This window comes from Streptomyces sp. NPDC058525, from assembly GCF_042719495.1.
In the GTDB taxonomy this organism is placed as follows: domain Bacteria; phylum Actinomycetota; class Actinomycetes; order Streptomycetales; family Streptomycetaceae; genus Streptomyces.
This window is the reverse complement of record NZ_JBHXNP010000010.1, coordinates 88194-107732: the sequence shown is the minus strand read 5'-3', so window position 1 is coordinate 107732 and position 19539 is coordinate 88194. Positions and strand designations below refer to the sequence as shown.

At 72.7% G+C, this 19539-nt stretch carries 16 protein-coding genes and 1 tRNA gene; 8 read left to right on the top strand and 9 right to left on the bottom strand.

What is annotated here, in order from left to right; translation table 11 throughout:
- Positions 1-6 precede the first annotated feature (6 nt).
- Together ACFWP3_RS08300 and ACFWP3_RS08295 are read right to left on the bottom strand one after the other, a co-directional pair.
- Positions 7-738: an RDD family protein gene (locus ACFWP3_RS08300; protein ID WP_384217529.1), complete on the bottom strand. Its 732-nt coding sequence runs from the start codon at positions 736-738 to the stop codon at positions 7-9.
- A 77-nt stretch (positions 739-815) separates the two neighbouring features.
- Positions 816-2834, bottom strand: a complete 2019-nt coding sequence (locus ACFWP3_RS08295) for an RDD family protein (protein ID WP_384217527.1) — start codon at positions 2832-2834, stop codon at positions 816-818.
- Positions 2835-3092: 258 nt separating this feature from the next.
- Between ACFWP3_RS08295 and ACFWP3_RS08290 the strand changes: the two genes are divergently transcribed.
- Positions 3093-3572 (top strand): SsgA family sporulation/cell division regulator, encoded by a 480-nt coding sequence (locus ACFWP3_RS08290; protein WP_384217525.1) that lies wholly within the window; start codon positions 3093-3095, stop codon positions 3570-3572.
- Between the two features lie 50 nt (positions 3573-3622).
- Here ACFWP3_RS08290 and ACFWP3_RS08285 read toward each other — a convergent pair whose 3' ends face one another.
- The gene (locus ACFWP3_RS08285; protein WP_384217523.1) at positions 3623-5005 is read right to left on the bottom strand and encodes an FAD-binding oxidoreductase; all 1383 of its coding nucleotides are present in this window, start codon (positions 5003-5005) and stop codon (positions 3623-3625) included.
- A 111-nt stretch (positions 5006-5116) separates the two neighbouring features.
- On the opposite strand from ACFWP3_RS08285, the gene ACFWP3_RS08280 reads away from it, so the two are divergent.
- A complete protein-coding gene (locus tag ACFWP3_RS08280) occupies positions 5117-6646 on the top strand; it encodes a tetratricopeptide repeat protein (protein WP_384217521.1) in 1530 nt (509 codons plus the stop codon).
- A 280-nt stretch (positions 6647-6926) separates the two neighbouring features.
- Here the strand turns inward: ACFWP3_RS08280 and hppD are convergent, their stop codons facing one another.
- A complete protein-coding gene (hppD, locus tag ACFWP3_RS08275) occupies positions 6927-8081 on the bottom strand; it encodes a 4-hydroxyphenylpyruvate dioxygenase (RefSeq protein ID WP_384217519.1) in 1155 nt (384 codons plus the stop codon).
- 121 nt (positions 8082-8202) lie between these two features.
- Between hppD and ACFWP3_RS08270 the strand changes: the two genes are divergently transcribed.
- Genes ACFWP3_RS08270 through ACFWP3_RS08250 form a run of 5 tightly spaced genes read left to right on the top strand, consistent with a single transcriptional unit; the run spans position 8203 to position 12526 of the window.
- Positions 8203-8679, top strand: coding sequence for an Lrp/AsnC family transcriptional regulator (locus ACFWP3_RS08270; RefSeq protein WP_384217516.1), 477 nt, complete (start codon positions 8203-8205; stop codon positions 8677-8679).
- A gap of 16 nt (positions 8680-8695) precedes the next feature.
- Positions 8696-9343 carry an ABC transporter permease gene (locus tag ACFWP3_RS08265; RefSeq protein ID WP_384217514.1) on the top strand — a complete coding sequence of 216 codons (648 nt, stop codon included), beginning with the start codon at positions 8696-8698 and terminating at the stop codon, positions 9341-9343.
- Positions 9336-10607 (top strand): betaine/proline/choline family ABC transporter ATP-binding protein, encoded by a 1272-nt coding sequence (locus tag ACFWP3_RS08260; protein ID WP_384217512.1) that lies wholly within the window; start codon positions 9336-9338, stop codon positions 10605-10607. Before ACFWP3_RS08265 ends, ACFWP3_RS08260 begins: the two co-directional genes overlap by 8 nt.
- Entirely contained in the window at positions 10604-11488 is an 885-nt protein-coding gene (locus ACFWP3_RS08255; RefSeq protein WP_384217509.1) for an ABC transporter permease, read from the top strand. Before ACFWP3_RS08260 ends, ACFWP3_RS08255 begins: the two co-directional genes overlap by 4 nt.
- A complete protein-coding gene (locus ACFWP3_RS08250) occupies positions 11489-12526 on the top strand; it encodes a glycine betaine ABC transporter substrate-binding protein (protein WP_384217507.1) in 1038 nt (345 codons plus the stop codon). It begins immediately after the preceding gene.
- Between the two features lie 240 nt (positions 12527-12766).
- Here ACFWP3_RS08250 and ACFWP3_RS08245 read toward each other — a convergent pair whose 3' ends face one another.
- The 4 genes from ACFWP3_RS08245 to ACFWP3_RS08230 form a co-directional block, all read right to left on the bottom strand.
- Positions 12767-13543 carry a PDZ domain-containing protein gene (locus ACFWP3_RS08245; protein ID WP_384217611.1) on the bottom strand — a complete coding sequence of 259 codons (777 nt, stop codon included), beginning with the start codon at positions 13541-13543 and terminating at the stop codon, positions 12767-12769.
- Positions 13544-13750: 207 nt separating this feature from the next.
- Positions 13751-14392: an IclR family transcriptional regulator gene (locus ACFWP3_RS08240; protein ID WP_069920456.1), complete on the bottom strand. Its 642-nt coding sequence runs from the start codon at positions 14390-14392 to the stop codon at positions 13751-13753.
- Positions 14393-14885: 493 nt separating this feature from the next.
- On the bottom strand, positions 14886-16670 hold the full coding sequence (locus ACFWP3_RS08235) for a DEAD/DEAH box helicase (RefSeq protein WP_384217505.1): 1785 nt from the start codon (positions 16668-16670) through the stop codon (positions 14886-14888).
- 443 nt (positions 16671-17113) lie between these two features.
- Positions 17114-18565: an MFS transporter gene (locus ACFWP3_RS08230; protein WP_384217502.1), complete on the bottom strand. Its 1452-nt coding sequence runs from the start codon at positions 18563-18565 to the stop codon at positions 17114-17116.
- Between the two features lie 179 nt (positions 18566-18744).
- Between ACFWP3_RS08230 and ACFWP3_RS08225 the strand changes: the two genes are divergently transcribed.
- Positions 18745-18842: transfer RNA gene (locus tag ACFWP3_RS08225), tRNA-OTHER, on the top strand.
- A gap of 61 nt (positions 18843-18903) precedes the next feature.
- Here ACFWP3_RS08225 and ACFWP3_RS08220 read toward each other — a convergent pair.
- Complete coding sequence (locus ACFWP3_RS08220; RefSeq protein WP_384217500.1) at positions 18904-19500, bottom strand: hypothetical protein; 597 nt, start codon at positions 19498-19500, stop codon at positions 18904-18906.
- Positions 19501-19539 lie beyond the last annotated feature (39 nt).

Below are 19539 nucleotides of genomic sequence, written 5' to 3'. Positions count from 1 at the left end.
GGTCGGCTAGGTGGTGGACTGCACGACCACCGTCCTGCCGACCTTGTCGTGCAGGCCCTGCTTGTACGGCTTGTCCACCAGGATCGAGATCACCAGCGCGATCGGCCACAGGCAGAAGCAGCAGATCAGCGTCGGCAGCCAGAGCACCGCGGCGCGGGCCAGGGCCGGGCTGGACTGCGGGACGCTGCCGTCGTTGAGCATCGCGACGCGCAGGCCCATCGCCTTCTTGCCGATGGTCTGGCCGTTCTTGTGGGTGAACCACCAGTCGTAGCCGATGTACGCGACGATCGAGATCAGCGTCATGATCAGGCCGCTGCCGCTGTAGGACCGCGTGATGACCTCGCTGATGTCCTCGCCCCGGTTCGTCTCGACCATGTACCGCTTGGTGCCGAAGGCCAGTTGGATGAGGAACAGCGGCACGGCGACGATGATCACGTCGATGATGCGGGCGACCAGCCGCTTGAAGAAGTCGGCGAGCGGGGGCATCCCCGCGAGCGGATCGGGCATGCCGTAGCCGCCGCCACCGCCGTACGGGTCGCCGCTGCCGTTGTACGGGGGCGGCGGGGGCGGATATCCGCCGCCGCCGCCGCCGGCGCCGCCCGCGCCGCCGGGGGGCGGGGGGCCGGGGGGCGGTGAGCCGTACGGCGAACCGCCCGACGGAGGCGTCGGTTCCTGGGGCTTCTTGAGGAACGGGTCGTCCTCGGGGCGTTCGCCCGGCGGCGGCTGGTCGGTACTCATGGCCCGAGTCGAACCCGGTACCGACGGGCCCGCAACGCGACGCGGTCCATCCGGGGGACCGGCCCGTCACGGGCGGCTCAGCGGGCCACGTACGTCCCGGCCGCCCTGTCGTGCCAGGCCCGGCGCCGGGGGCGGTCGACGAGGCACCAGAGGCTGCCGGGGAGCCCCAGGAAGGCGTACACCAGCCAGCGGCGCAGGGCCGCGCCGACGGTGGGCGGGCGCAGCGTCGCGGTGGCCAGCACGCGCACGCCGAGCAGCTTCTTGCCCGGGGTGCGGCCCCAACGGGCTGTGGGCAGGGCCTCGTAGAGGATGCCGAAGACGAGCACGGCGCCGAGGACCAGGCCGAGGTGGCCGGCGATGGTCCCGTCGAGCAGCCAGACGGTGGTGGTGCGGCCGCTCACCCGGGCGGCGTCCACCTTGGCCTGGAGGTGGGCGGTGGCGGCGGGCACCAGGGGCCAGGCGGCGGCGGCCGCGACGGCCGCGAGGACCAGGGAGTCCACGGCCCGCGCCACGACCCGACGCCCCAGCCCGGCGGGCCGCACGGCCCGCTCGGCCATCCGCTCGAACACGTCCCGCGGGGTGGCCTCCCGGCGGCCTGTGGCCTCCCGGCCGCCTGTGGCCTCCCGGCGGGGGGCGGGTGCTTCGGCGGACTCCCCTCGGGGCTGCCAGCCCCCGCGGGCCGACTCCCGCCGGGAGGCGGGGCCTTCGCGGCGGGACCCCGCAGCCTCGGCCCCACCGCGTGGGGGCCAGGGCTCGGCAGGGGCCTCCCGGTGGGGTGCCTGGGACCCGGGGGCGGCCTGCCTGCGCGGGGCGGGGGCTTCGGCGGGCTCGCCGCGGGGGCGCCAGGCCTCGCCGGGGGCTTCGCGGCCCGGCGCCTCGGCGCCGTCCCGGCGCGGGGGCCAGGGCTGTGCTTCGGCTGCGTCCCCCCGGGGCTGCCAGCCCCCGGGGGCCGACTCCCGCCGGGAGGCGGGGCCTTCGCGGCGGGACCCCGCAGCCTCGGCCCCACCGCGCGGGGCCCAGGGCTCGGCAGGGGCTTCGTGGCGGGGGGCCGGAGCCTCGGGCTCACCCCGCGGGGTCCAGGCTTCCGCGGGGGCCTCGCCGCGCGGGGGCCAGGGCTCGCCGGGGGCTTCGCGGCGGGACCCCGGAGCGTCGGCCTCGCCGCGCGGGGGCCAGGGCTCGGCGGGGGCTTCGCGGCGGGACCCCGGAGCGTCGGCCTCGCCGTGTGGGGGCCAGGGGGTGTTCGGGGGTGTGGTGGGGGGTTCTGCGTGGGGGGATCGGGACTCCGGCGGGGGTGTGGTCCTGGTTGCCGGGATCGAGGGGCGCGTGCCCGCCGGGCGGGGCGGCCAGGGCTCGGGGCGGGTCGGGGGCTCCGGGGGCGCGGGCGTCGTCTCGGGCCATGAGGACGTCAGGCCGGATCCTCTGGAGCCGCCGGACCCGCCGGGCGCGTCGGGCCACGCCTGGGAGGGGGAGGGGGACGCGGCCGCCGGGGAGCGGGCCGACAGGATCCCGGCCGCGGCGGACGGCGTACGGGCGAGGGAGATCCCGGCGGCGGGGGCCCGGGCAGGGACCGGGGCCGGCCGGCCGGGCTCCGGCTCGGGCGCCGGGCCCGGCCGCTGCCCGCGCTCCGCCAGGCTGCCCCCGGACGCCGGGTCCGCCCACTGCCCGCGCTCCGCCGGGCCGCCCTCGGACGCCGGGTCCGCCCACTGCCCGCGCTCCGCCGGGCTGCCCTCGGACGCCGGGTCCGGACGCTGTCCGGGCTCCGCGGGGCTGCCCCACGACACCCGGTGGTCGCGCGGCCCGCCGAAGCCGGCCTGGTGGAGGGGATCGGCCTGCCACACCGCCTGCCCGCCCGCCGGCCCCGCGGCCGGCCCGGCCTCCCGCTCCGGCACCGCCTCCGTCGCCGAGGTCTGGTCCAGGAACACCGGCCCCGTCTCCTCCACCGGCACGGACACCGGCACCGGCACCGCCGGGGCAGGTCGGCTCGTACCCGGAACCCAGGCGGCGCCGTTCCAGTACCGGACGTATCCGGGGATGGACGGATCGGGGTAGTAGCCCTCGCGGGCCGCGTGCTCGCCGTCACCAGGGGAGGCCGTCAATGTCCCCAACTCCGATCGTGGCTTGAGGCATGTGCAGGGGAGGACCATAGCCAAGAACCGCCCCCCGACAGGTCGGGTAACGGGAGATTCCAAACCTTCGGGCGAACCCCGGGCCATGCGACTGTTTCCGGTCACCCGACAGAATTCGGCCAACCTTCGATTCGCCCCACGAAGTCGCGTCATACCCGGGCACACGGCAGCTCTCTCCGGATGTGGGGCGCGCTCCGCGCCCGCGCACCGAACCGAAGTGAGGCCGTCATGCACCACCCCGTCATCGAGCGCGAGCTGGAACTCAAGCTGGTCCTGTCCCCCGAGCGCAGCATCCCCGTCCCCGCGCGGCTCCTCTACCTCACGGACGACCCGTACGCCGTCCACATCACCTTCCACACCGGCTCCAGCGCCCCCGTCAACTGGACCTTCGCCCGCGAGCTGCTGGTCGAGGGGGTGTTCCGCCCGTGCGGCCACGGCGACGTCCGGATCTGGCCCACCAAGATCGACAACAGGTCCGTGCTCTGCATGGCGCTCAGCTCGCCCGACGGCGACGCCCTGCTGGAGGCCCCCGCCGCCTCCGTGTCGGCCTGGCTGGAGCGCACCCTGCGCATCGTCCCGCCCGGCAGCGAGGCCGAGCGGCTCGGCCTGGACGACGCCCTGGCCGAGCTGCTGGCCCCGACCCCGGCCGACGAACTGTGGCTGCGCGACCCCTGGCCCTCGGACGAGTCCGCCGAGGGGGACCTGTGACGCCGGCCGGGGAATCCGCCGGGAAGTCCGCCGGGGAATCCGCCGGCGGGTCAGAACAGCTTGCCCGGATTCAGCAGGCCGAGCGGGTCGAAGGCGGCCTTGACCGCCCGCTGCATCTCCAGCCCCACCGGGCCGAGTTCGCGGGCCAGCCATTCCTTCTTCAGCACGCCCACCCCGTGCTCGCCGGTGATGGTCCCGCCCAGCGAGAGCCCCAGCGCCATGATCTCGCCGAAGGACTCGCGGGCCCTCCGCGTCTCGTCCTCGTCGGCGGGGTCGAAGCAGACGATCGGGTGGGTGTTGCCGTCGCCCGCGTGCGCGCAGACCCCGATGAGCAGGTCCTGCGCACGGGCGATCGCGGCCGTGCCGTCCAGCATCTCGCCGAGCCGCGAGCGCGGTACGCACACGTCGTCGATCATCGTCGCGGGCCGGAGCGCCTCCAGCGCGGGGAAGGACATCCGGCGGGCCTGGAGCAGCAGTTCCGATTCCGCCTCGTCCTCGGCGGGCACGACGGCGGTGGCCCCGGCGGCCGTGCACAGCTCCCCCACGGCCGCGAGGTCCTCGGGGGCGTGCGGGGTGTCGAAGGCGGCGAGCAGCAGGGCATCGGTGGCCTCCGGCAGGCCCATCTTGCCCAGCGCGTTGACGGCCCGGACGGTCGTACGGTCCATCAGTTCGAGCAGCGAGGGGGTCAGGCCGGCCTCCATGACGGCGCAGACGGCCGCGCAGGCGGCCGCGACGGAGGGGAACTCCGCGGCCAGCGCGAGCTGCCGGGGCGGCGCCGGGCGCAGCGCGAGGACGGCCCGGACGACGATGCCGAGGCTGCCCTCGGAGCCGACGAAGAGCCGGGTGAGGTCGTATCCGGCGACGCCCTTGGCGGTACGCCGGCCCGTGCTCAGCAGCCGCCCGTCGGCCAGGACCACGTCGAGGCCCAGGACGTACTCGGCGGTGACCCCGTACTTGACGCAGCACAGCCCGCCGGAGGCGGTGCCGATGTTGCCGCCGATGGTGCACTGCTCCCAGCTGGAGGGGTCGGGCGGGTAGTACAGGCCCTGTGCGGCGACGGCCCGCGAGAGCACCGCGTTGACCACGCCCGGTTCGACGACGGCGATCCGGTCGACGGCGGAGATCTCCAGGATCCGGTCCATCTTGACGAGGGACAGCACGATGCAGCCGTCGGAGGCGTTGGCCCCGCCCGACAGGCCGGTACGGGCGCCCTGCGGGACCACGGGGACCCGTAGGGCGGTCGCGGTGCGCATGACGTGCTGGACCTGTTCCACGGTCCGGGGCAGGACCACGGCGGCGGGGGTGCCCGCGGCGCAGAAGCTGGCCATGTCGGTGGCGTAGGAGGCGGTCACCTGGGGGTCGGTGAGCAGGGCCTCGGCGGGAAGGCCTGTCAGCAGGCTCGATCGAAGACGTGCGAAGAGATCGTCATCCATGGTGCCAGTGTGGGTGCGGGCGGGGGCGCCTGGGGGACCATCGGTGTGAACACGGCCGCGACCGGCTTCGGGCACCCCGGAGAGCTCTTCATATTGACGCACAGTGAGCCCATGGACCGTATCGACCGTATCGACGAGGAATCGCAGACCCCGGCGCCGCCCGTGACCTTCACCGGCCGCAAGACGCTCGTGGCGGCCGCGGTCGCGGTGGTCCTGATCGCGGGGGCCCTGCTGATCCGGCCGGCCCGCACCGGGGACGACGCCCGCCCGCCGGGGCCGAGCGAACGGGCCGCGGCGGCGGTCGGGATGGGCGCGCCGGCCGCGGCGGTGGACCTGACGGCGCTGGTCGCGGACCGCGAGAAATGGCTGGCGAAGCACGCGGACGACGATGCCTCGTGGGCCGTTCTGGGCGGTGCCTACCTGGAGCAGGCGCGGCGCTCCGCGGACCCGGCCTGGTTCCCGAAGGCGGAGAAGGCCCTCAAGCGGTCCCTGGAGGTCCGCCCGGCCGAGAAGGGCAACTTCGACGCGATGACGGGCATGGGCACGCTGGCCAATGCCCGTCGGGACTTCGGGACCGGGAAGAAGTGGGGCGAGCTGGTGCGGGCGCAGTCCCCGAAGCGGTGGACGGCGTACCCGGTGCTGGTGGACGCGTACACGGGGCTGGGCGAGTACAAGGCCGCGCAGGCGGCGATGGAGCGGCTGTTGGAGCTGCGGCCGGGGCTGGCGGCGTACGTGCGGGCCTCGCAGGTCTACCGGGACCGCGGCTGGCGCGAGGACGCGGTCGTCGCGATGGAGCACGCGGCGGGCGCGGCCAAGGGTCCGGCGGAGAAGGCGTACGCGCTGTTCCGGCTCGGGGAGCTGTCCTGGGAGCGGGGCGAGGCGGCGGAGGCGCTGCGGCTGTACGAGGGCGCGCTGCGGACGGATCCGGCGCAGGCGGAGGCGCTGGGCGGCCGGGCCCGGGCGCTGGCCGCGCTGGGGCGCGGCGGGGAGGCGGTACGGGACTACCGGATGGCGCTGGGCCGCACTCCGGTGCCGCGGCTGGCGCTGGAGCTGGGCGAGCTGCTGGACGCGCTGGGGCGCGAGGAGGAGGCGCGGCTGCCGTACGACATGCTGGGCGCGCTGTCGGTACGGGACGGCGCGAACGGGGTCGACGACGACGTGGTGCTGGGCCTGTACGAGGCGGACCACGGGGATCCGGCGGCGGCGGTGCGGCGGCTGTCGGACGAGTGGTCGCGGCACAAGAGCGTGCAGGTCGCGGATGCGCTGGGCTGGGCGCTGCACAAGACGGGTGAGGACTCGGCGGCGCTGGAGTACGCGAAGAAGGCGACCGATCTGGGGCTGCGGAGCGCCGACTTCGCCTATCACCGGGCGATGATCGAGCGGGCGCTGGGGGACGAGGCGGCGACGCGGCGCCACCTGCAGGAGGCGATGCGGACGAATCCGCACTTCTCGCCGCTGCGGGGGCCGTTGGCGAAGGAGGCCCTGGCGGCGGTCGGGCAGCCGGCGGCGGGCGGGCCGGAGAACATGCGGCCGACCCGGCCGTGGGTGGCGCCGGAGCTCCCGAAGGCCGCGCAGCCGGCGGCAAAGCCGAAGCCGAAGCCTGCGACGCCGAAGCCGACCCCGTCCCCGTCCTCCCGCTGACCGAGCCGCGGCCCTCCCCTCACGGGGCCGCGACCCGGCAGGTCCACAACCTGGGGCTCCGCCCCAGACCCTCCCCCAGACTCCGTCCGGGGGGACCCCCGCGCCTCAAACGCCGGCGGGGCTGGTTTTGGCCGGCGTCAGCCTGCACGTGCACGCAGCGAAACAGGGCATCCAACCCAGCCCCGCCGGCGTTTGAGGCGCCGCCGGAGGCAAACCCGACCCGACGGCCGGCAGTCGCGACCCCCCGGCCGGAGCCAGGGGGTCGGGGGAGGCGCGGAGGTTACAGGTTGCCGCGCTTGGCCTGCTCCCGCTCGATCGCCTCGAACAGCGCCTTGAAGTTGCCCTTGCCGAAGCCCATCGACCCGTGCCGCTCGATCATCTCGAAGAAGACGGTGGGCCGGTCCTGCACCGGCTTGGTGAAGATCTGCAGCAGGTAGCCGTCCTCGTCGCGGTCGACGAGGATCTTCAGCTCGCGCAGGGTCTCCACCGGCACCCGCGTCTCGCCCGCCCACTCGCCGAGCGTGTCGTAGTACGAGTCCGGCGTGTCCAGGAACTGCACGCCCGCCGCCCGCATGAAGCGGACCGTGGCCACGATGTCGTTGGTGGCCAGCGCGATGTGCTGGACGCCCGCGCCGCCGTAGAAGTCCAGGTACTCGTCGATCTGCGACTTCTTCTTCGCGATCGCCGGCTCGTTGATCGGGAACTTCACCTTCAGGGTGCCGTCCGCGACCACCTTGGACATCAGCGCCGAGTACTCGGTCGCGATGTCGTCGCCCACGAACTCCTTCATGTTCGTGAAGCCCATGACCTTGTTGTAGAAGGCGACCCACTCGTTCATGCGGCCGAGCTCGACGTTGCCCACGCAGTGGTCGATGGCCTGGAAGGTGCGCTTGGCCGGGGGCTCGACCATCGGGTCGACGGAGACGAAGCCCGGCAGGTAGGGGCCGGTGTAGTCGCCGCGCTGCACCAGGGTGTGGCGGGTCTGGCCGTAGGTGGCGATCGCGGCCAGCGTGACCGTGCCGTGCTCGTCCTTGACCTCGTACGGCTCGTCCAGGCCGCGGGCGCCGTGCTCGACCGCGTAGGCGTACGCCGCCCGCACGTCCGGGACCTCGATGGCCAGGTCGATCACGCCGTCGCCGTGGTCGGCGACGTGCTCCGCGAGGAAGCGGCCGCGGTCGGTCGTCGCCTTGATGACGGAGGTGAGGACGAAGCGCGCGGCCCCGTTGGTGAGGACGTAGCTGGCCGTCTCGCGCACGCCGTTCTCCGGTCCGGAGTAGGCGACGAGCTTCATGCCGAAGGCGGTGGAGTAGTAGTGCGCAGCCTGCTTGGCGTTGCCGACGGCGAAGACGACCGCGTCCATGCCCTTCACCGGGAAGGGGTCTGCCTCACGCGCGGTGTGGGGGGTGGTGGCGAGGTTCGTCGAAGACTCAGTCATGAGGGCAGAGTCCCGCCGATCCACAAGCTGCGCAATAGTTTCCTGTTTGGCTGTACAGAGTGACCAGTGGAGGCGGAGGATGGCTGAAACATCTGTGCACTATGACCACCATGGAGGCCCCGTGGGCATCGATGAACTCGACGGCCGTCTGATCGTCCTGCTCGCCCGCGAGCCCCGGATCGGGGTCCTGGAGGCCTCCCGGCGGCTCGGGGTGGCGCGCGGGACCGTGCAGGCCCGTCTCGACCGGCTTCAGTCGAACGGCGTCATCCGCGGCTTCGGTCCGCAGGTCGATCCCGCGGCCCTCGGCTACCCGGTCACCGCCTTCGCCACGCTGGAGATCAAACAGGGCCAAGGGGTCGACGTACGGGCCCACTTGGACGGGGTGCCGGAGGTGCTGGAGCTGCACACCACCACGGGGCACGGGGACATGCTGTGCCGGCTCGTGGCCCGGTCCAACGCCGATCTCCAGCGGGTGATCGACCGTGTTGTCGGATTTGATGGCATCGTGCGGGCTTCGACCGCGATTGTCATGGAGAATCCCGTACCCTTGCGGATCATCCCACTGGTCGAACAAGCGGCCGAGGACGACAGCCGATAGGACGAGGTGACGCGGTGTGAGTTTCTGGAGGTACGTCTCCGCCCGCCACGAACAGCTCCTCACCGACGCCTTCCAGCACGCCAGCGTGGTCTTCCAGTGCATGGTCATCGCGACCGTGCTCGGCCTCGCGATCGGCCTGCTCTCCTACCGCAGCAACTGGGGCGGCGACCTCGCCATCACCTCCACCGCCACGATCCTGACCATCCCCTCCCTGGCCCTGATCGGCCTGCTGATCCCCATGGTCGGGCTCGGGGTGCCGCCGACCGTGATCGCCCTGACCCTGTACGGGCTGCTGCCGATCGTCCGGAACTCGATCGTCGGCCTGCGCGGGGTCGACCCCGCCCTGGTCGACGCGGCGACGGGCATCGGGATGTCCCGCACCGCCCGGCTGCTGAAGATCGAGCTCCCGCTCGCCTGGCCGCCGATCCTCACCGGGATCCGCGTCTCCACCCAGATGCTGATGGGCATCGCCGCGATCGCCGCGTACGCCTCCGGGCCGGGACTCGGCAACGAGATCTTCCGCGGGATCGCCTCGCTGGGCAGTGCCAACGCCATCAACCAGGTACTGGCGGGGACGATCGGCATCGTCATCCTCGCCCTGCTCTTCGACGCCGCGTACGTCCTGCTCGGCCGTCTGACCATCCCGAGGGGAATCCGTGTCTGAGTCCGAGTCCGCGTCCGCGTCCGCCGGCGCCGACGGCCCGGGAACCACCTCGGGCGCGACGATCCGGCTGGAGAACCTCACCAAGCGCTACCCCGGCAACCCCAACCCCTCCGTCGACGACGTCTCGATGGAGATCAAGGCGGGCGAGACGGTCGTCTTCGTCGGCCCCTCGGGCTGCGGGAAGTCCACCACCCTCAAGATGATCAACCGGCTGATCGAGCCCACCTCGGGCCGGATCCGCATCGGCGACGAGGACGTCACCGACATGGACCCGGTGAAGCTGCGCCGCAAGATCGGGTACGCGATCCAGTCCTCCGGCCTGTTCCCGCACATGACGGTCGCCGAGAACATCGCCCTGGTCCCGAAGATGACCGGCTGGTCCAAGGCCAAGGTCAAGGACCGGGTGGAGGAGATGCTCGACCTGGTCGGGCTGGATCCGCGCGAGTTCCACGGCCGCTACCCGCGCCAGCTCTCCGGCGGCCAGCAGCAGCGCGTCGGAGTGGCCCGGGCCCTGGCCGCCGACCCGCCCGTCCTGCTCATGGACGAGCCGTTCGGCGCGGTGGACCCCATCACCCGCGACCACCTCCAGGACGAGCTGATCCGGCTCCAGCACGAGCTGCACAAGACGATCGTCTTCGTCACCCACGACTTCGACGAGGCCATCAAGCTCGGCGACCGGATCGCGGTGCTCCGCGAGCGCTCGCACATCGCGCAGTTCGACACCCCCGAGGCCATCCTCACCAACCCCGCCGACGACTTCGTCTCCGGCTTCGTCGGGGCCGGCGCGGCCCTCAAACGGCTCAACCTGACCCGCGTACGGGACGTGGGCATCGCCGCCTTCCCGACCGTCTCGGTGGACGATCCGCTCCAGCAGATCTTCAACACCCTGCGCGACGGCACGACCAACGAGCTGCTGATGCTCGACCGGCGCGGCCGCCCCTACAAGTGGCTGCGCCGCGGCGACCTGATGCGCGCCAAGGGCTCCCTGGCCCGGGCCGGCCAGCTGGTGCACGACACCGTCACCCGGGACGCGACCCTGCACGACGCCCTGGAGGCGGTCCTCACCGACAGCGGCGGCCGGGTCGCGGTCACCGGCCGGCGCGGCGAGTACATCGGCGTCGTCGACATGGAGACCCTGCTGAACTCGGTGCACGAGATGCTGGAGGCCGACCGGCTCACGGCCGCCGAGCACCGGCACGACCTGGAGGAACTGCGCCACCACCGGACCGAACGGGAGCTGGAGGGCGGTGCGGGCGACTCGTGAGCACCGGGAACTCCGCACCGGGCGGCCGTCCGCAGGGCGAACGGCCTCCGGGCGAACACGAGGTCAAGGGGCACTCGTTCAGGGACCTCGTCCTGCGGGACGACGAGCTGGTCGAGGCCGAGGAGGCCCCGGCTCCGGCGCCCCCGCCCCGCCGGATCACCTGGCGCAGGCTGGTCCTGCCGCCGGCCGCGCTGGCCCTGGTCCTGCTGGCCACCTACCTGTGGATCAGCAACATCACCCTCGACTCCATCGCCGAGAACTCCCTCTCCGGCGGCAACGTCGAGCTGCGGCTGTGGCAGCACATCCAGCTCACCGCGATCTCCACGTTCTGGGTGCTGGTCATCGCGATCCCGCTGGGCATCGCCCTCACCCGCGGCGGGCTGCGCCGGGCCGCGCCGCTGGTCACCGCGGTCGCCAACATCGGCCAGGCCACCCCCGCGATCGGCCTGCTGGCGCTGCTGGTGATCTGGCTCGGCATCGGCCCGTCGACGGCGATCATCGGCATGGTCGCGTACGCCGTGCTGCCCGTGCTGTCCAACACGGTCGCGGGGCTGCGGGCGATCGACCCGCAGCTGGTGGAGGCGGCCCGCGGGATCGGCATGTCGGCCACCGGGACCCTCGCGAAGGTGGAACTGCCGCTGGCGGTCCCGCTGATCCTCGCGGGCGTCCGGACCGCCCTGGTCCTCAACGTCGGCACCGCCACCCTGGCCACCTTCGGCGGCGGCGGGGGCCTGGGCGATCTGATCACCTCCGGGATCCAGACGCAGCGGATGCCGGTGCTGATCCTGGGCTCGGTCCTGACCGTGCTGCTCGCCCTGTTCGTGGACTGGCTGGCCTCGCTGGCGGAGACGGTCCTGACCCCGCGCGGGCTGGAGGCGTAGATGGGCACCTCGCGTACCTGGCTCACCTCGCGCGGCTCGCGTACCTCGCGTACCTCGCGTACCTCGCGCGGCTCGCGGGCACGGGCGGCCGTCGGCGCGGTGGCGCTGCTGGCCCTCGCGGGCTGCGGGCTCAAGAGCGGATCGCCGATGGCGGACGACGTCGTACCGGGCTCGGTGGGGCAGGGGCAGCCCCTCAAGGGCGCCACGCTCACGGTCACCTCGAAGAACTTCAGCGAGAACATCGTGCTCGGCCAGATGATCGGCCTGATCCTCAAGGCCGCCGGCGCGGAGGTCGTCGACCGGACCAACCTGCCCGGCTCGATCAGCTCGCGCGAGGCGGTCCGCAAGGGCGACGCGGACGTGATGTACGAGTACACGGGCACGGCCTGGATCACCTACCAGGGCAACGCGGAGCCGATCGACGACCCGCGGCGGCAGTGGGAGGCGGTGCGGGACGCGGACGTGAAGAACGGGGTGGCGTGGCTGCCGCCGTCCACGCTCAACAACACCTACACCCTGGCGATCAGCAAGAAGAACAACGCCAAGTACGGGCTGAAGACGCTCTCGGACGTGGCGAAGCTGGTGCGGGAGGACCCGTCGGCGGTGACCCTGTGCGTGGAGAACGAGTTCGCCTCGCGCGACGACGGGCTGCCGGGCATGGAGAAGGCGTACGGGATGAAGATCCCGACGGCCAACATCCAGAAGATGGACGCCGGGATCATCTACACGCAGGTCTCGAAGTCCGACTCCTGCCTGCTGGGCGAGGCGTTCACCACGGACGGTCGGATCAAGGCCATGGACCTGGACACCCTCGTCGACGACCGGAAGTTCTTCCCCAACTACAACGCGGCCCCGGTGGTCCACGCGAAGACGCTCGCCGAGTACCCGGTGATCACGGAGCTGCTGGACCCGCTGACGAAGCGGCTCACGACGCAGGTGGCTCGGGAGCTGAACGCCAAGGTGGACGTGGACGGGCAGGATCCGCACGAGGTGGCCAAGGACTGGCTCCTGAAGGAGGGCTTCATCAAGGAGGGCTGAGCCCCGCTTCGTCGAGGCCGCGCCCGGGCGCGGCGAGGGCCGCGAGCGGTGGTGATGACCAACGGCCTGGACCAGGGGTGACGATGGCCCTGTCCGGGCTCGGCGCGGGCGTGCTCGACCCGATCCTGGCCACGATCGTGTACGAGAGGGTGCCGGAGGAACTGCGCAGCCGGGTCTCGGGAGTGAGCACGGCGGGCTGCGAGCCGGCCATGCCGATGGGCGGGCCGGCCGCGGTACCCGTCAGCAGGACGGAGCGTCCTCGCCGCGGTTCAGTGCCCGCAGGGAGTTCACCGCGTCCGTCAGAGACGTGACGGGGATCAGCCGGAGCCCTTCGGGGAGCTCGGACTGCGCGTCCGAGCACTCGGCCTTCGGTACGAGGAACACCGTCGCCCCGTCGCGCCGCGCGGCCTGCGTCTTCAGGGCGACCCCGCCGACCGCGCCGACCTCGCCGTTCGCGGCGATGGTGCCCGTACCGGCGATGGTGCGCCCGCCGGTGAGGTCGCCTCCGCTGCCGTCGCCGTCGAGCTTGTCGACGATGCCGAGGGAGAAGAGCAGTCCGGCGCTGGGCCCGCCGACGTCGGCGAGGTTCAGGTCGACCTTCACGTCCTTGGGGTCCTTGTGGAGAAAGCCGAGGGCGGCCTCGGCGGCGGCCGACTGGGATTTGGCCATTTCCTCCAGGTTGTGCTGCTCGATCTCCTTGTCGGTTCCGCCCGAGGAATAGACGACTTCCTTGGGCATGACGGCCCGGGAGCTGTCGAACCAGTTGTCGAGGAGCTCGGGCAGGTTCACCGTCGTGGACGGGCCGGTGGCCTGGATGGTGGTCATCCGCAGCTGGCCCGTGGTCGGCCGGGTCGGCGCACCGGCGACCGTGATGACGGGCTTCCCGTCCCGCTCGCCCAGCACGTCGGCCGTGAGCCCGGGCTGGGCGACCACGAAAGGCAGCGGCGCAAGGACCGCAACGGCGAACAGCCCGACCACGGGCACGGCACAGACGGCCAGGGCAACGGGACGCGGCATCCGCAGAAGACGAGAGAGCACCCAGCCAATCTATCTGCCCGACCACCCCACCCCACCAGCCCCGCCGGGCAACGCCCAGCCCGGCCCAAACCAGCCCCGCCGGCGTTTGAGGCGCGGGGGTCCGGGGGCAGCGCCCCCGGCAACGGCGCCGCACCCGACCCACGACCCGAGACCGGAAGGCCGGGAGGCGACCGCCAAGCCCGCGGCCTAGCGAAGGGCGTCGGCCACCTCACGCGCCGCGTCCACGACCCGCGGCCCCACCCGCTCCGGCACCGCGTCCGCCAGCATCACCACGCCCACGCTGCCCTCCAGCCCGGTTATCCCCACGAGCGGCGCGGCAGCGCCACTGGCGCCCGCTTCCAGCTCCCCGTGGGTCAGCGTGTACCCCGGCTCGATCAAGGCTCCCTGACGGGCGGCCAGAATGGCCCGCCCCGCGGCCCCGCGGTCCAGCGGGTGGCGGAAGCCGGCCCGGTAGGCCACGTGGTAGTCCGTCCAGGTCGGCTCGACGACGGCGACGGCCAGCGCCTCGGTGCCGTCGACGAGGGTCAGGTGCGCGGTGGCACCGATGTCCTCGGCGAGCGACCGCAGCGCGGGCAGGGCCGCCTCGCGTACGAGCGGATGCACCTGCCGGCCCAGCCGCAGCACCCCGAGCCCGACCCGGGCCCGGCCGCCGAGGTCACGGCGGACCAGGGCGTGCTGCTCCAGGGTGGCCAGGAGCCGGTAGACCACGGTGCGGTTCACACCGAGGCGGTTGGAAAGCTCGGTGACGGTCAGACCGTGGTCGGTGTCGGCGAGCAGTTTGAGGACTCTGAGCCCTCTGTCGAGAGTCTGGGAGGTTTCCGCGGTCACGACGCCTCTCCCTCTTTCGGTGAGCGGCGGTGACTCTCGGGGTGGCACGCCGCCGGTCCCGCGGCGGCGCACGGAGAGGCCGCCGGTAGCGGCCATGGCACCGGCTGCGCTCCCGCGGCGGCGCTGCCACGGTGCGTTCGATGCGGGGACAGTAGCGAGCGGGTCCGCTCAGCGGAAGGCCTCGTCCAGAATCCGGGCGCCTGCTACCGCTTTATGCCGGTTCCTGATCGACCCTGGTGTCGATTCGTGACCTCGTTCCCTCCAAGAGCCCTTTGCCCCGCGCTTACTCTGATCTTGTCGGGAACGACACCCGGGATCACCGGCGCCCGCGTCCGTACGCACGAACGGGGCCCGCACTCACCCGCGTACGAACCCCGTTCCCGACGACCGTCCCGACGACCGTCCGGTCACCGCGCCCGCGAACATCGGAACCACCACCGGCCCCGGCACCGGCCCTGGCTCCGGCACCGGCACCGGCACCGGCACCGGCACCTCACCGCATCCGGGTGGCCCACTCCTGCACCTTCTTGATCCGCTCGCGCAGCTGCCCCGCCGTCGCCTCCGCGCTCGGCGGCCCGCCGCACACCCGGCGCAGCTCCGTGTGGATGACCCCGTGCGGCTTGCCGCTCTGGTGGACGTACGCACCCACCATCGTGTTGAGCGACTTGCGCAGCTCCAGCAGCTCCTTGTGCGAGACCACGGGCCGCCGGTCGGCCGGCAGCTCCAGCAGGTCCGCCTCCGCGTCCGGCTTGCGCCGGCTGTGCGCGATCTGCCGCGACTGGCGCTTCTGCAGCAGCATCTGCACCTGGTCCGGTTCGAGCAGCCCGGGGATGCCGAGGTAGTCCTGCTCCTCCTCGCTGCCCGGGTGCGCCTGCATGCCGAACTCGGCGCCGTCGTACAGCACCCGGTCGAAGACGGCGTCGGACTCCAGCGCCTCGAAGGACATCTGCTCGTCCTCGCCGGTGTCCTCGTCCTCCTGCTTGTTCGCCTCGTCCATCTCCTTCTCGGACTCGGCGTACGGGTCCTCCTCGCCCTGCTTCTTCGGCTTGTCGAGGACGTGGTCGCGCTCGACCTCCATCTCGTTCGCGAAGCCGAGCAGGTAGGGGATGGTCGGAAGGAACACGGACGCGGTCTCGCCACGTCTGCGCGATCGCACGAAGCGCCCGACGGCCTGGGCGAAGAACAGCGGCGTCGAGATGGTCGTCGCGTACACGCCGACCGCGAGCCGTGGCACGTCGACGCCTTCGGACACCATGCGGACCGCGACCATCCAGCGGCTGCCGTCGGCACTGAACTCGTCGATCCGCTTCGACGCGCCGGTGTCGTCGGACAGTACGACGGTCGCCTTGGTACCCGTGATCTCGCGCAGCAGTTTGGCGTACGCGCGTGCCGAGTCCTGGTCGGAGGCGATGACCAGGCCGCCCGCGTCGGGAATGCCCTTCCTGACCTCCGTCAGCCGCTGGTCGGCGGCGCGCAGCACGTTCGGCATCCAGTCGCCGCGCGGGTCCAGGGCCGTGCGCCAGGCCTGCGAGATGGCGTCCTTGGTCATCGGCTCGCCGAGCCGCGCGGCGATCTCGTCGCCGGCCTTCGTGCGCCAGCGCATGTTGCCGCTGTAGGAGAGGAAGATGACCGGCCGGACGACGCCGTCGCCGAGCGCGTTCCCGTAGCCGTAGGTGTAGTCGGCGGAGGACCGCCGGATCCCGTCGTTGCCCTCCTCGTAGGCGACGAAGGGGATGGGGTTGGTGTCGGACCGGAAGGGCGTACCGGTCAGGGCCAGGCGCCGGGTCGCCGGGTCGAAGGCCTCCAGGCAGGCCTCGCCCCAGGACTTCGAGTCGCCCGCGTGGTGGATCTCGTCGAGGATCACCAGGGTCTTGCGCTGCTCGCAGCGGTTGCGGTGCAGCATCGGGCGCACGCCGACGCCGGCGTAGGTGACGGCGACCCCGTGGTAGTCCTTGCTCAGCGGCCCTGCGGAGTACTCCGGATCCAGCCGGATGCCTATCCGCGCGGCGGCGTCGGCCCACTGCTTCTTCAGGTGCTCGGTCGGCGCGACCACGGTGACCTGCTGCACGACGTGGTGGTGCAGCAGCCAGGAGGCGAGGGTGAGCGCGAAGGTGGTCTTTCCGGCGCCGGGGGTGGCGACCGCGAGGAAGTCCCGCGGCTGGTTCTGGATGTAGCGGTCCAGCGCCCCCTGCTGCCAGGCGCGCAGCTTGTTGGCGGTACCCCAGGGGGCACGGCCGGGGAAGGCGGGTGAGAGGTGGTGGGAGGCGGTAGTAGTCACGGTCTCCGGTTCGTCGCTCTCGGCAGTCGTACGTAGGACAACCGGGCCACCTTACCGGGACGGGCCGACCCGTCGAGGAGGGACAGGCCCATGACCTCGGCGGGTGCGGCGAGCGTCACACCGGTTCGTGCGGCGCGGCGGTGCTCCTCGTACGGCGCGGCGGTGGCTTGGCCGCGGTCACTGCGCGGCGGTGGCTTCGCGGCGATCACTGCGCGGCGGTGGCTTCGCGGCGATCACTGCGCGGCGGTGGCTTCGCGGCGATCACTGCGCGGCGGTGGCTTCGCGGCGGTCACTGCGCGGGGGTGGCTTCGCGGCGATCACTGCGCGGGGGTGGCTTCGCGGCGGTGGCTGCGCGCCGGTCACGTCGCGCGGGTCACTTCGCGCGGGTCACTTCGCGCGGGTCACGTCGCGCGGGTCACGTCGCGCCGCTCACATCACGCCGGTCACTTCGCGGCGGGCTCGAGCCGGGTCGCGACCCACGCGCCCACCAGCGCCACGCAGGCCATCGGCAGGAACACCACCACGAACGCGGCGGGATGCGAGGCCGTCGCGGCCTCCCCCAGGGCGTGGCCGGCCCCCACCGCTCCCCCGCCCAGCGCGGCGAACGCCGCACCGCCCGCGGCCAGCAGCACCACATTGGCCAGGGCGTCGGAGATCTGCAGGGAGGCGGAGTTGGCCCCCGCCTCCTCCGGTGCCGACAGCTTCAGCAGCAGCACGCTGGTGGAGCCGATCACCAGGCCCATCCCCAGGCAGCCCATCGCCCAGGCCAGGGCCAGCGTCCACACCGGCACGGACTCGATCAGCACGGCGGGCGCCGCGGCGATGGCGAGGGCGACGAGCACCATCCCGCCCACCATCAGCCGTTCCCGGTACGGGGCCATCCGCCCCTTCGACTGGACCCACGAGCCGCCCGCCCAGGTCAGCCCGCCCAGCGCCAGCGAGAACCCGGCCATGGTCGGGCTCAGCCCCCGCTGGGTGACCAGCATCAGCGGTACGAAGCTCTCGGCCGCGATGAACGACCCCGCCGCGACCCCGCGCAGCAGCACCACCGACGGCAGCCCGCGCCGCGCCAGGTACGTCCCGCGCGGCAGCAGCCCCAGCACGGCCGGCACCAGCAGGGCCACGCCCGCGGCCGCCGGGAGCAGCGAGAGCCACCGCAGGTCCTGGGCGGCGTACTGGAGCAGGCCGGCGCCGAGCGAGATCCCGAAGGCGAGGCGGATCCGGCGCCGGTCGAAGGCGACGGGCGGTGCGTCGGGGTCCACCGGCCCGGAGGCGGTCCTGCGTATCGCGGGCAGCGCGACGGCGAGCGGAACGACGACGAGCACCGGGATGCCGAGGAACACCCACCGCCAGCCGAGGTGCTCGGTCACGGTCCCGGAGGCCAGCGGGCCGACGATGGACGGCACCACCCAGCTCGCGGCGAAGGCCGCCATGATCGCGGGCCGCAGCCGGTCCTCGTAGGCGCGGCTGACGACGACGTACAGGGCGACGATCACCAGCCCGCCCCCGAACCCCTGCACGGCCCGGCCGAGCACGAACAGCCCCATGAGGCCGGCGGTCCCGGACACGACGAGCCCGGTCGCGAAGGACGCGATCCCGACGGTGAGCGGCCGCAGCGGCCCCTGCCGGTCGGCCCACTGCCCGGACAGGACCATGCCGAAGAGGCTGGTGGTGAAGTAGGCGGAGAAGGCGAAGGCGTAGAGCCCGACCCCCTCCAGCTCCCGCGCGGCGACGGGCATGGCCGTCCCCACGGCGGTGGCCTCGAAGGCGATCAGGAACACGACGGAGATGATCCCGATGCTGAGCGTCCGGTACGCGGCCCCGAGGATCCCGCCCTGGGAGGGGGCCGGGATCGGCGCGGGTATCTGGGGCACACGGGGTTCAAGGGCACTCATCGCCCCAGAGTAAGGGGCGTCCCCGCTTTTGGACCCTGTCAATCGGACGGACCCCGCCTCGTCCCTTGGTCCTAGGACCAGGGACTGTGAACGGGGCATGGCATTCCCATTGCACCCACCGCACGCCCCTTCCCCCGGCGGGACCGGGGCCCATACGGTCATACCCATCACCACCCCACAGCCGTGTGCCCGAGTGGTTGAGGGACTCGCCTGCACAGTGTCTGACAGCGGGCTCCGCCCGCGGGGAGTTACGCCGGTTCGATTCCGGTCACGGCTTCCCCCGAAGGCCGCTCAGGACCCTCCTGAGCGGCCTTCGCCGTGCCGGGTGCGGCCCGGCGCTATGCCGTCCGGGCGGCCTTCTGCTTGACGACCAGCTTGTCCGGCAGGCCGCCGTTGTCCTTGCATCCGAGTTCTTTGGCCATGGCGAGGGACGCCGAGTGCACGATGGCGAGGTTCGCCTCACGCAGCTCGGGTTCATCCCCCTTGGACCCGTCCGACACCGTCACGCTCCCAGCGACGGGCACCGCTTTGTCGAGCCCTGCGAGGCGAGTGCTCGCGCAGTCGAAGAAGAGTTTCGCCTGATTCGATATCGCCAGCGCGTTGCGGCCCAGGTCGTACTCCCAGTAGTGGCCCTTCCCGCTCTCGCTGTTCTCCCCGGTCCGTTCCAGGTCACTCTGGATCTCGAAACCCACCGAGACCCGCCGCCGGTTCTGGTCGTCGAGCGGAGTGGCCTTGCAGGCTTGCCCACCGAGCGAGCCGCCCGCTTTCGCATAGCCCTGGGCCAGCACATCGGCCACCCACGCGATGCCGGCGCTCTCCCCGCTCTTCGGCGGCGCGAACACGGTGGCACCGCTGACCTTCTCCAGACCGCGCACCGCGTCAGGGGCAAGAATCTCCTCCGGACACACCTCCGCCGCGGAGAGCTCGGTCGGCACACTGGGCTTGTCCCCGTCCCCGCCACAGCCCGCGAGCAG